Origin of the sequence: Calidifontibacillus erzurumensis, assembly GCF_013303125.1 — a bacterium.
Taxonomy (GTDB): Bacteria; Bacillota; Bacilli; order Bacillales; family Bacillaceae_J; genus Calidifontibacillus; species Calidifontibacillus erzurumensis.
This window is the reverse complement of the sequence record NZ_JABTTE010000038.1, coordinates 1-12,290: the sequence shown is the minus strand read 5'-3', so window position 1 is coordinate 12,290 and position 12,290 is coordinate 1. Positions and strand designations below refer to the sequence as shown.

The window sequence follows — 12,290 nt, the reverse complement described above, 5'->3', positions numbered from 1 at the left end:
CTATGAAAAAGATGATTGTTCTTAACGACTACGTCATATACTTTTACTTTCTGTTCCGGTTTCTAAATGAAGAAGATGATTATTTTTTCATTTGGTTTGTTAGCGAAAAATTGAAATTAGGATGACGTTATTATTATTTGAAAATTACTTATTAGATAATCATAAACCAGTCATTAAATAGTATAATCAATAAATAATAAGTTCTAAAAAGTGACCTTCCCAAAATTAGTTTACTAAGTATAAATAAAATGAGATATTATAAATGCATAAAAATTCCATTTATGTATTTGTTTGGAAGGGGTTTGGATGTTGTATAAGCTTGGTAGAATGATTATGAAAATATTTTTAGGTATCTTTGTTGGAAGTATTCGTACAATTGGTAAAGACAATTTACCTAAGCAACATAATGGCTATGTAGTGGTTTGCACTCATAGAACATGGTTAGATGTGGTGGCCTTAGGTATTGCGATGTATCCAACTACCATCTATTATATGGCGAAAAAAGAACTATTCCAATCAAAATTCACAAATTGGCTTTTCACCTCATTACATGCATTTCCTGTGGATAGAGAAAATCCTGGACCAAGTACTTTGAAAATTCCCCAAAAGTTAATAAAAGATGGAAAGGTAGTCGGGATATTTCCAAGTGGAACTAGATCAGCAGAAAATACAAGCCTGAAACGTGGAGCATTTGTTATAGCAAAACGTGCTGGGGTTCCTATTGTCCCAGCAGTTTATAAAGGTCCTACCTCCCTAAAAGGAATAATAAAGAGAGAGAAAATCAAAGTTGTTTTTGGAGAGCCGATTGATGTAAACGATTATGACACAAAAGAAGATGCAGAAGTTGTACTAAAACAAATCCAAGATACTTTTTTAAAACTTGAAAAAATGGGGGACTAACAAAAGCAGCATTTACAAGTGATACCACTAGGTTTACCTTTGCTCATCGGTGGAGGGTGTTCATTAAATAAATTCTTTATGTTGTTCTCTCCATGGACTTATGTTAATTTATAAAATTTTGATAATACTTTGATCTTCCTTCTAAATTTTTAATAATGAATTAAATATACATCGATAGTGTAGTTTTCTAATAATAAAGTCCCAATCCTTTAAACCAGGGACTTTATTTCTTTGTTGTAGAACGAAAAACATAGGCTTTATCCTTGGGGGCGAATGAGCTTTAAGCGTGGTATTAATAACAAATTTGAGATGCAAATATATACTTTTGGTTTGCCACCTAAATAAAAGCATAAGGAGGAGTTAAAATGTCTAAGAAATATAACAGTTTTGTACATACAACATGGAATTGGAAGTACCAAATAGTAGTAGGCTAGTAAATTATGCTTCTATTTTGTTGTCGTTTTAAACTTTTCACCGCCGCTTAAACCTAACAGTTTCTTGCTGCTCCTGGTATTTTCTCTGAATTCAATTTTATTGAAAATTTATGATTACCATACCTTCTTTACATAATTTGCTCAACCCCAACTAACTTTTCTTTGCATTTCTATTGTCCACTTTTTGAATGACTTATTAACGATTAGTAATCACTTTTAAATTAACATCTTTGTTTCACGCGTTTTTGCCCTTTCCCACAGCATTTTGAGTGTGATATAGTAAGTAAGTGAATCTTAAGAGAGGAAATGAGCAATGAGTATAATAGAGCAAGTGAATCGTAGAAGAACGTTTGCAATTATCTCCCACCCGGATGCCGGTAAAACGACAATGACGGAAAAGCTGCTGCTTTTCGGCAATATCATCCGGGAAGCGGGTACAGTTAAAGGGAAGAAAACAGGAAAATTTGCGACATCCGACTGGATGGAAATTGAGAAAAAAAGGGGAATCTCTGTTACTTCCAGTGTAATGAGCTTTCCTTATAAAGATTTTTATGTAAATATTCTCGATACACCTGGCCATGATGACTTTAGTGAAGATACATATCGGACGTTGACTGCTGTTGATAGCGTCGTAATGATTATCGATTCAACCAAGGGTGTCGAGCCGCAAACGATCAAACTTTTCAAAGTATGTCGAATGAGAGGCATTCCGATTTTTACGTTTATTAATAAACTGGATCGTGAAGGAAAAGATCCGCTCGAATTGTTATCAGAAATTGAAGAAGTGCTCGGGATTGAATCTTATCCAATGAACTGGCCGGTTGGAATGGGAAAAAGTTTCCAAGGGCTTATTGATCGTCACAATGATCAGTTTATCCGTTTTCTAGGAGATGAGCGGGAACAAATTGAATCGTTGGATGAGTTGAGAAAAAGTGGAGATACCGCAATCGAAGCAGTTTTTGATGAATTGGAACTGCTTGATGAAGCAGGTAATGAATTTAGTGAAGAGCGTGTGATGAAAGGGGAATTGACACCAGTCTTCTTCGGAAGTGCGCTTGCAAACTTTGGGATCCGCACGTTTTTTGATACATTCATAAGCTATGCATCTCCACCGAAACCGCGGAAAACAGATAAAGGTTTAGTCAATCCGGATTCAGAGACGTTTACCGGATACATTTTTAAAATACAAGCAAATATGAATCCTGCTCACCGTGACCGGATTGCATTTTTAAGAATTTGTTCTGGGAAGTTTACTCGCGGCATGAGCGTGCGTTTAACGAGAACGAATAAAACAATCAACCTCAACCAAACGCAACAGTTTTTGGCATCTAGCCGTGAAACTGTTGATGAAGCATATGCTGGAGATATTATCGGAATTTACGACCCGAATATGTATCAAATTGGCGATACACTCACTGCCGGAAAAGAAGAAATCCATTATCAAGAACTGCCTCAGTTCCCACCGGAACTTTTCCGGAAAGTCCGAGTGAAAAACGTTATGAAATCAAAACAATTTAAAAAAGGAATTGAACAGCTTGTACAAGAAGGTGCATTGCAGTTATTTAGACAAGAATCCAATGATGATATTATTTTAGGTGCAGTAGGTCAATTACAATTTGAAGTATTTGAATACAGAATGAAGGCGGAATATAATGTTGAAGTTGAATTTACTTCACTCGGTGAGAGAATTCCGAGATGGTTGTCTGAAGTGCCAAAAGATTTGCGCCTATTCGATTCAAGAAGCCTGCTTGCCAAAGACCGGTTTGGGCGTTTCGTAGTACTTTTTGAAAATGACTTTACGTACCGCTATTTTAAGGAGAAAAATAAAGATATTGAGTTAATCGATTTGTTTGAAGAAAATGATTACAAAAGTGTATAACTTTGCATGAATGAGAGCACTCCGATCAGTTCGGCAGTGCTTTTTTTCTGGGAAATTCCTTTCATTCTGGGTTGCGTGCGAAAAAATATGAATGTTTTCTGTGCAAAAAAGGGTTAGGAAAGGTTAATTTTATTCGTGGTTGTGAAGGAGAGGCCATGATATAAAATCCTCAACTTATGTTTTTTTCCTTTTTCACCTTCGACAACCGGCAAAAGCACCACAATTCATATATCTCCATATGATAAACTGAGAAATTTACCAAAAAATATTGGAGAGAATGAAATGGATATTTGGCTTAATGATTTTTTATTCAATCAAATGACGGATCCTCATATCAACTTGTATCCGGCTCCATCAAAAACCGTGCAAGGGGTTAAATGGGGCTATATTAATGAAAAAGGAAAAATGAAAATTAAGCAAATTTACGATCATGCTATGGATTTTCAAGAGAATGGACTAGCAATTGTTGAAGTAAACGGTAAATTCGGTTTGATTAAACCCGATGGAACATACTTGGTACAACCGCGCTATGAAAGCATTTATCCGTTTTCTGAAGGGCGGGCAGTAGTCATTGATGATGAAGGATTTAAAGTAATTGATGAAAAAGGAAAAATTGTAACAATAAAGCCTTATACATTTATAGGATCCTATAGTAATGACCGGGCAGTATTTAGTCAATTAACGGGAGAGGGTTCATATCTTTATGGCTATTTAGATCGTCAAGGCAAAGAAATCATTCCCGCAAAATATATATTAGCCAATGACTTTTACGATGAGAAAGCGGTTGTAAAGACAGCGCCTCAAGAATTTGCTTTAATTAATAAAAATGGGGAGACCTTATATAAGTATCAATATTCATATGTTGGCAACCATGGCAATGGACTTTTGCCTTTCAAAGAAAAAGAAGATGGAAAGTTTGGTTATATAGATTTCAAAGGAAACGTCGTTATACCACCTCAATTTACAATGGCTCAACCATTTGAATTTGGTTTTGCGGTCGTCAATGTTGGTGAAGGCTTTAAGATTCAATACAAATTAATTGATACAAAAGGAAATTTTATTTTTCCAGAATCGTATAATGATATTCGATTATTAAGCAAAAACAGAGCAGCAATCGGGATCCCCCGTGATAAAGATTGGCCTTATCTTGGCTCCAAATATGCGCTGGCAACTGTCGATGGGAAGATCTTAACAGATTTTAAATTTTCATCGATCTTAGACTTTAAAGGAGGGCTAGCTTCTGCTTCGACTGGTGAAGAAACTTTTTTTATAACGAAAAATGGAACCCGTGCGTCAAACTTTCCAATCGTTCAAGGAGATGGCACTCTAAGTTTAGAAGGATCTATCATTCGTGCAAATGTTGATCAAAGAATGGCGTATTACAATCGATCTGGTCAAATCATCTGGCAGCAAAATAAAGTGATTTCTCTCAATCATCAATATAAAGTCATTGAAGAAAAATTTAAGGGGAATCACGATGATATTATTTATTATCCGCAAATGAATGGCATCAAAGATCCACTCTTAGAGCAAAGGGTGAATGAAGAACTAAAAAAGCTTACTCTAGGAATCTATGAGAATCTGCCTGCAGATGGAAAGAACATTAGTTATACGGGAGATTTTTCAATCGAATTTTTTAAAAAACCACTCGTCGTTATAAAAATTGAAGGGTATGAATACCCATACGGTGCTGCACATGGAATGCCTTCTCGAATTTTTGCTCTTATTAATCTTGAAAACGGCCGCTTTTATAAGTTGGAAGATTTATTTAAACCAAATAGCGCCTATGTCAAAGTGCTAAGCGATATAATTCAGAATCAGATTGAACATGATGAACAATATTCATATGTTTTTCCTGATGCTTTCAAAGAAATTCAACCTGACCAGCCTTTCTTTATAGACGGAAACAACCTTTATCTTTATTTTGCACCGTATGAAATTGCTCCGTATGCAGCCGGTTTTCCAACTTTTAAAATTCCATTTGCCGATATAATGGACATCATTGATACGGATGGAGAGTTTTGGAAATCTTTTCATAGGCAAGGCTAAAAATAGAGAATTTTTTAGTTTCTTGCCTTTTTTTAAAATAATATTAATTTTGGAAAAATATACCGTAAATAGCACAAAATTATAAAAATTTGCTAATAATGGTGTTTTTCAAAATGTTTTTCGATAAAATAATATTGAGGGAAATAGTACATTAAAATAGGAGATCGGTAATATGAGCATACAAGCGAAAAAAGTGAAATCAGATATTGAGATTGCCCAAGAAGCTGTATTGAAACCGATTAAAGAAATTGCAGAACAGCTAAACCTGCAAGAAAATGAATGGGAGCCGTATGGCCATTACAAAGCCAAGATTTCCTTAGATGTAATGAACCGTCTACAAACGAAGGCGGACGGCAAAGTTATTTTAGTTACTTCGATCAACCCAACTCCCGCAGGAGAAGGAAAATCAACGGTTACGGTTGGACTAGGACAAGCTTTAAATAAAATTGGTCATAAAGCGATTGTAGCGATACGGGAACCTTCCCTAGGACCGACGATGGGAATAAAAGGCGGTGCTTGCGGTGGAGGTTACTCTCAAGTGATGCCGATGGAAGATATAAATCTACATTTTACAGGAGATTTCCATGCAATAACGGCAGCAAATAATGCTTTATCTGCATTGATCGATAATCATATTCATCAAGGAAATGAATGCAATATTGACCCAAGAAGAATTACTTGGAAGCGGGTTGTTGATTTAAATGACCGTGCTTTAAGACAAGTTGTCGTTGGCCTTGGCGGTCCGTTGCAAGGCGTTCCGAGAGAAGACGGATTTAATATTACCGTTGCTTCAGAAATTATGGCGATTCTATGTTTAGCGAAAGATCTTCAAGACCTTAAAGAAAAATTATCTAGAATCGTCATCGGTTATAACTACCAGAAACAACCAGTCACTGTGAAAGACTTAGGTGTACAAGGTGCTTTAACATTATTGTTGAAAGAGGCAATCAAACCCAACTTAGTTCAAACATTGGAAAATACACCAGCACTTGTTCATGGCGGCCCGTTTGCTAATATTGCCCATGGCTGCAATAGTGTCATTGCAACGAAATTAGCTGCCAAACTTGCAGATTATGTTGTAACTGAAGCCGGCTTTGGAGCGGATCTTGGTGCTGAAAAGTTTTTCAACATTAAATCACGGCTTGGCAATATTGATCCTCAAGCAGTCGTCATAGTAGCGACCATTCGCGCATTAAAAATGCATGGCGGCATGGCGAAAGAAAACTTAGCCGAAGAAAATATTGAAGCATTAAAAAATGGTATGGCAAATCTTCAAAAACATATTGAAACGATTCAAAGTTTTGGATTGCCATTTGTGATCGCCATTAACCGCTTTATTACAGATACTGATAAGGAAATCAATTTTATTGAAAAGTGGTGTCAAGACCGGAAATATGAAGTTGCTTTATCAGATGTTTGGGCTAAAGGTGGAGAAGGCGGTATTGATTTAGCTGTCAAATTGTTAAAAGTAATGGATCAAGAAAAGAGTCGCTTCCGCCCATTATATGATTTGAATCAGTCGATTGAAGAAAAAATTGAAACCATTGCTCAAAAAGTTTATGGCGCAAAAGGAGTGGAATTTACTCCTGCAGCTAAAAAACAACTGCAAGAATATAAAACGTTTGGCTGGGATAAACTTCCGGTTTGTATGGCTAAGACACAATATTCTTTGTCAGATGATCCGACGAAATTAGGAAGACCTGAAGGATTTACGATTACAGTTAGAGAATTGCGCCCATCCATTGGGGCTGGTTTCATAGTTGCTTTAACTGGAGATGTTATGACGATGCCAGGACTACCGAAAAAACCTGCTGCATTAAATATGGATGTAGATGAAAATGGCAGAGCGATCGGGCTGTTTTAAGGATCGTGTAGTATATAATTTTGTTATCGATGATTAATGGAGAATTTTTCATAAAGAAGTCATATCGTTGTTCATGATCGTTTTGCCTTTTAAATAAATAGAATAGATTGATTATAAAGAAATTAATCATTTATAAAGAGATCAATGAAAAAATGCTGCATAAACCTTTTTTTGAAGTTTCGTACCGAAAAAGAAGGTTTTTATGCAGCATTATTTTTTCTGTGTTTATTGGTTGGCTAGGCTAAATGACAAAAGGCTGTATTGTTATTAATGCATCATTATTTGTTTTTTCGATTGAAACAATATAATTTGTATTAAACTCCTTGCTTCAAAATGATTCATAAAGATCACATCATCAATCGTTAAAAATTTATTTTCTCAATTCGTATTGAACGAATGGAGTCATCATACAAAATAATATCAAATCATTGATTAATACGAATTCATCTCAAAAATTTATTTAAAGTTCAAATAAAAAACTATTTATTAGATTGGAAAACTTTTTAATTTTTACTTTTTAGGCAGTCACCTAATGGGAACTATCTACATAATCTAAAAAGCAAACAGAACAATTTTTAAAAAAGCAAGGAGTGGTCACGAATGACAGGAACAGTTATCAATTATTATGCTGGTGGAAATACAGCGCTCGGATTTCAAAGCTTTTTTGAATCTAATCTTCAAGGATTAAAGCGTTTGTATATTTTAAAAGGCGGTCCTGGTACAGGAAAGTCAACTCTTATGAAAAAAATTGGAGAAGAGTGGAAGGATAGGGGGTACCGTATAGAGTATATCCATTGCTCTTCAGATAATAATTCAATTGATGGAGTAATTATTAGAGAGCTTGGTGTTGGTGTTGTTGACGGTACGGCTCCGCATGTTATTGAACCGATTGCACCCGGGGCAGTTGAGGAGTATGTTAATTTAGGTGAGGCATGGGATTCGAAAAAATTAACTTCGCATAAGGAAGAGATTATCGATTTAACGAAAGAAATTTCAAAATCTTTTCAAACAGCCTACCAATTATTTAATGAAGGGCTAAAAATCCATGATGAATGGGAAAAAATTTATATTAGTAATTTCAATGTTACAGAAGCAAATAAACTGGCAGATGAATTGATTGATGAATTTTTTGGTGGAGTTCAATTAAATAAAAAAGCAGATGTGAAGCATCGTTTCTTAGGTGCAGCAACACCTAAAGGGCCGGTTGATTTTATTCAAAATTTAACAGCAGACATTCCGCATCGTTATTTTATTAAAGGACGTCCGGGTTCTGGAAAATCAACAATTTTGAAAAAAATTGCTGCAAAAGCTGAAGATCTTGGGTATGATGTTGAAATTTATCACTGCGGTTTTGATCCAAATAGCTTAGATATGGTTATTATGCGAGAATTGGGAATTGCCATTTTTGACAGCACAGCACCTCATGAGCATTTTCCTGATCGTGAAACTGACCAGATCATTGATTTATATCCAAGATTAATTAAAGAAGGCACCGATGAAAAATATAGCGAAGAACTGAATGAAATTATCGCCCGCTATTCCGCTAAAATGAAAGAAGCGACCACTCACCTTGCAAAAGCAAAAGAACTTCACGACAAGTTAGAAAATATATATTCCTCCGCTATGAATTTCTCAGTTGTTAACGATCATTATGAAAGAATACGAAAAGAGATAATTGAGATTGAAAAATCAATGTAAAACGTAAAAAAGTAAATATGAGGCTGCTCTTTAAAAGAAGGTAAATATACGAATTTAAACATAGAAGAAACATACAAGTTCCCCCATTTGTAATATTGCTAGTAGATTATAGTAGAGAAATAAGAGGGGCGCTCTTTTGAATATAGAAAAAACGGAGAATCTTTCTTCGGGCTCTTCTTTAGTTCTAATAGAAAAGAAAATGTAATGAGAAAGTAGGAGATGCTTATTCAACGGCCCCCTTTAACAATGATAAAAATAAAAGGCAAGCTTTTGGTGGCTATGAAAAAATAAAATGCTTATGGAAAATCCCATAAGCATTTTATTATTCATTATCCCTTCAAATTAGCTGCGCTGCGTTTTTCTTCTAGCATCGTTTGTCGGAATCGTTTTGTTTCAGCAACTATTACACCTGAAAGTCCAAGAAGACCAATTAAGTTCGGGAATGCCATCAATCCATTCATAATGTCTGCAATGCCCCATACTGTATCAAGAGTAGCTACAGCTCCAACAAAGACAGCTAATACATATACAATTCGGTAATATTTAATTGCGCTCTCTCCGAATAGGTAGGAGAAACATTTTTCCCCATAATAAGCCCATCCAAGAACTGTTGAATATGCAAAGAAAATTAAACCAATGGCAACAATATAAGGTCCTGGAGCTCCAATGAGAAGTTCAAATGTTGCTGTTGTTAATTCAGCACCTTTAAGTCCATCATGGTAAATACCACCCATAACGAGTGTAATACCTGTAATTGAGCAGATAATAATTGTGTCAATGAAAACTTGTGTCATAGAAACTAAAGCTTGGCGGGCAGGGAAATCTGTTTTTGCAGCAGCTGCTGCAATTGGTGCAGAACCTAAACCAGCTTCGTTTGAGAATACCCCACGTGCAACCCCCCAACGGATTGCAGCACCAATCGTTCCGCCTACCACAGCATCACCTGTGAAAGCGCTTTTAATAATTAATCCGATGGCACTTGGTACTTCGCTTAAATTCATAAAGATAATAATAAGTCCTGCAATTAAATAAAATAAAGCCATAATCGGTACAAAGAAAGCGGTTACACGACCGATGCTTTTAATTCCTCCAAGAATAACAAGAGCTGTCAAGATTGTTAAAACAACACCTGTAATCCATGTTGGAACACTGAATGTTGCTTGAACAACACTGGATACTGAGTTCGTTTGCACCATATTTCCAATTCCGAAAGCTGCAATTGCTCCAAAGAATGCAAACAATACTCCAAGCCATTTTTGCCCTAAGCCGCGTTCAAGGTAGTACATAGGACCGCCGGACATTTCACCATTTTTATCTTCAATACGGTACTTTACTGCTAAAATTGCTTCAGCATACTTCGTTGCCATTCCGAAAAGAGCGGATAACCACATCCAAAATACAGCACCAGGACCACCTAAAACGACAGCAGTGGCAACCCCAACGATATTACCTGTTCCAACAGTGGCTGCTAAAGCAGTCATTAATGCTTGGAAATGGGAAATATCACCTGCGGATTTACGGTCTTGGTTTTTGCTAAAAGCGAGTTTCAATGCATAAGGCAAGGTTGTAATTTGCAGGAATCCTAATCTGATTGTCAAGAAGATACCTGTCCCAACAATCAATACTAACAGTGGAGGTCCCCAGACCCAGCCGCTAATCTTATTGATGATGTCCAAAAATGTCATGCTTCTCCTCCTTTATATGAAATAATTTTATTATATTAATAATAATATAGACTATTCGGAAATGTTCGTCAATTGGGTAAATATTTTACTACTTGTACAATTTTACGAAAAAAGTTTCAATGATGTAAACTATTTATTAATGTATAAATATAATAAAATTTCTTTAGCGATATAAAAGACTAAAGCGTAAAAGTGAAAGAAAAACAGAAATGGTGTGTTTTCATCGCCCAGTTTACTTGGATATAATTAGTTATAGATATATTTTTAAAAGGAGCGTCATAAAATGGGGGAAAATAAATTAGCAAAAGGAATCATTGTAGGGGCTCTCGTTGGTGCAGCAATTTCTTTGTTAGATCGGAAAACGCGTGAGGATACGATCCTACAAGTGAAGGATTGTAGTAAAAAAATATGGGATTTTAGCAAAAACCCTGCTGTACTCATCGAAAATATTTCGGAAAAAACGGCTGCTCTAAGGAATAAAATTGAAGAAGTATCTGAAGATGTTAATTTTATTATTGAAAAGGTCAATGATATGAAAGAATCAAGCGAAAAACTGCTCAGGATGAATGGTGATGGAAACGAAGAGGAAGATAATAAGCAATAATAAAGTCAAAAAGTTTATAGTTGAGTTTGTAGATCGTTTTATTCAAGATGATGTCATCGGCTTATCTGCGCAGTTGGCTTATTTTTTTCTTTTATCGTTATTTCCGTTTTTAATTTTTCTTATTACTCTTATTGGTTATTTGCCGATTTCTCAAGATGATTTGCTTGGCTTAGTGAGCCGCTATGCTCCAGGAGATACGATGGATTTAATAGAATCAAATTTGAGGCAAATTACCGAAAAGCCTAGAGGAGATTTGCTCTCTTTTGGTGCAATTGCAACGATCTGGTCGGCGTCAAATGGAGTAAATGCGATCATTCGAGCGTTAAATCGTGCTTACGATGTAGATGAAGGACGGTCGTTTTGGCTCGCAAGATTAATGGCAATTTTTTTAACTGCAGCGATGGTTGTAGTTATTCTTGTTGCGTTGCTGCTTCCGGTATTTGGAAAAGCTATCGGCCTATTTTTTTTCGTACATTTGGGAATATCCCCGGCATTTATGGCCATTTGGGACTTTTTTAGAATATTTATCAGCTTTTTTGTAATGGTTTCTGTCTTAATCATTTTATATGTTTTTGCTCCTAGTACGAAATTACGTTTTAACGACGTATGGGTTGGGGCCATTTTTGCAACACTTGGCTGGCAGTTTGTGTCTCTTGCTTTTTCATATTTTGTGTTGAACTTCGGTAACTATTCAGCTACATACGGCAGTCTTGGTGGGATTATTGTACTGCTCATTTGGTTTTATCTATCAGCTATGGTTATTTTAATAGGCGGGGAAATTAATGCAATTCTAAAAAAGATTAGGATGATGCCATGAAAATACCAGTAATGGTAGACTTTTTCGCAATAAGAGGCAAAGAATTGGCTACAATAAGGTCTAGAAAGCGTTGTTTGCTTTCGTTTTTCCTTCAAGGAGCTTTAGCAGAGGACAACTGCTGACATAAGGAGGCTTTTCGCATGGCAAAAACCCAAAATAAAAAGCAGAGCGGACCAAAGCATAAAACATCAAGCAGTGCCAATAAGAAAAATAATTATCATTGATAAATATTTCCAGTGAAATAGGCATTTCACATTCATAAATGAATTCTATTCCAATCATCATAAAAGGGTTCAGGTACGTAGCCCTTAAATGTGTTCAGTAAAGATGCCGTAAATAAAAAAAGGGGAGTTCAGAACG

Annotated in this window: 8 protein-coding genes; 7 read left to right on the top strand and 1 reads right to left on the bottom strand. The window is 35.8% G+C overall.

Annotated features, from left to right (window positions below; all coding sequences use genetic code 11):
* Positions 1 to 309 precede the first annotated feature (309 nt).
* The 5 genes from HR057_RS16375 to HR057_RS16355 all read left to right on the top strand — a co-directional run bounded on the left by HR057_RS16375 (position 310) and on the right by HR057_RS16355 (position 8,824).
* Positions 310 to 900, top strand: coding sequence for a lysophospholipid acyltransferase family protein (locus HR057_RS16375; RefSeq protein WP_230474510.1), 591 nt, complete (start codon positions 310 to 312; stop codon positions 898 to 900).
* A 747-nt stretch (positions 901 to 1,647) separates the two neighbouring features.
* Positions 1,648 to 3,213, top strand: a complete 1,566-nt coding sequence (locus tag HR057_RS16370) for a peptide chain release factor 3 (protein ID WP_173732532.1) — start codon at positions 1,648 to 1,650, stop codon at positions 3,211 to 3,213.
* Positions 3,214 to 3,495: 282 nt separating this feature from the next.
* Positions 3,496 to 5,262 (top strand): WG repeat-containing protein, encoded by a 1,767-nt coding sequence (locus tag HR057_RS16365; protein WP_173732530.1) that lies wholly within the window; start codon positions 3,496 to 3,498, stop codon positions 5,260 to 5,262.
* A 172-nt stretch (positions 5,263 to 5,434) separates the two neighbouring features.
* Positions 5,435 to 7,126: a formate--tetrahydrofolate ligase gene (locus HR057_RS16360; RefSeq protein WP_173732528.1), complete on the top strand. Its 1,692-nt coding sequence runs from the start codon at positions 5,435 to 5,437 to the stop codon at positions 7,124 to 7,126.
* Between the two features lie 600 nt (positions 7,127 to 7,726).
* Complete coding sequence (locus HR057_RS16355) at positions 7,727 to 8,824, top strand: PRK06851 family protein (protein WP_173732526.1); 1,098 nt, start codon at positions 7,727 to 7,729, stop codon at positions 8,822 to 8,824.
* Positions 8,825 to 9,153: 329 nt separating this feature from the next.
* Here the strand turns inward: HR057_RS16355 and HR057_RS16350 are convergent, their stop codons facing one another.
* A complete protein-coding gene (locus HR057_RS16350) occupies positions 9,154 to 10,509 on the bottom strand; it encodes an alanine/glycine:cation symporter family protein (protein WP_173732524.1) in 1,356 nt (451 codons plus the stop codon).
* A 283-nt stretch (positions 10,510 to 10,792) separates the two neighbouring features.
* Between HR057_RS16350 and HR057_RS16345 the strand changes: the two genes are divergently transcribed.
* Together HR057_RS16345 and HR057_RS16340 are read left to right on the top strand one after the other, a co-directional pair.
* Positions 10,793 to 11,113 carry a YtxH domain-containing protein gene (locus HR057_RS16345; protein WP_173732522.1) on the top strand — a complete coding sequence of 107 codons (321 nt, stop codon included), beginning with the start codon at positions 10,793 to 10,795 and terminating at the stop codon, positions 11,111 to 11,113.
* The gene (locus HR057_RS16340) at positions 11,082 to 11,930 is read left to right on the top strand and encodes a YihY/virulence factor BrkB family protein (RefSeq protein WP_173732520.1); all 849 of its coding nucleotides are present in this window, start codon (positions 11,082 to 11,084) and stop codon (positions 11,928 to 11,930) included. The genes HR057_RS16345 and HR057_RS16340 overlap by 32 nt, the downstream gene beginning before the upstream one ends.
* Positions 11,931 to 12,290 lie beyond the last annotated feature (360 nt).

Bases quoted from the DNA above. Each gene is read 5' to 3' on its own strand.
- HR057_RS16340 (WP_173732520.1), top strand. From the start codon at position 11,082: ATGGAAACGAAGAGGAAGATAATAAGCAATAATAAAGTCAAAAAGTTT.
- HR057_RS16370 (WP_173732532.1), top strand. From the start codon at position 1,648: ATGAGTATAATAGAGCAAGTGAATCGTAGAAGAACGTTTGCAATTATC.
- HR057_RS16355 (WP_173732526.1), top strand. From the start codon at position 7,727: ATGACAGGAACAGTTATCAATTATTATGCTGGTGGAAATACAGCGCTC.
- HR057_RS16360 (WP_173732528.1), top strand. From the start codon at position 5,435: ATGAGCATACAAGCGAAAAAAGTGAAATCAGATATTGAGATTGCCCAA.
- HR057_RS16345 (WP_173732522.1), top strand. From the start codon at position 10,793: ATGGGGGAAAATAAATTAGCAAAAGGAATCATTGTAGGGGCTCTCGTT.
- HR057_RS16350 (WP_173732524.1), bottom strand. From the start codon at position 10,509: ATGACATTTTTGGACATCATCAATAAGATTAGCGGCTGGGTCTGGGGA.
- HR057_RS16365 (WP_173732530.1), top strand. From the start codon at position 3,496: ATGGATATTTGGCTTAATGATTTTTTATTCAATCAAATGACGGATCCT.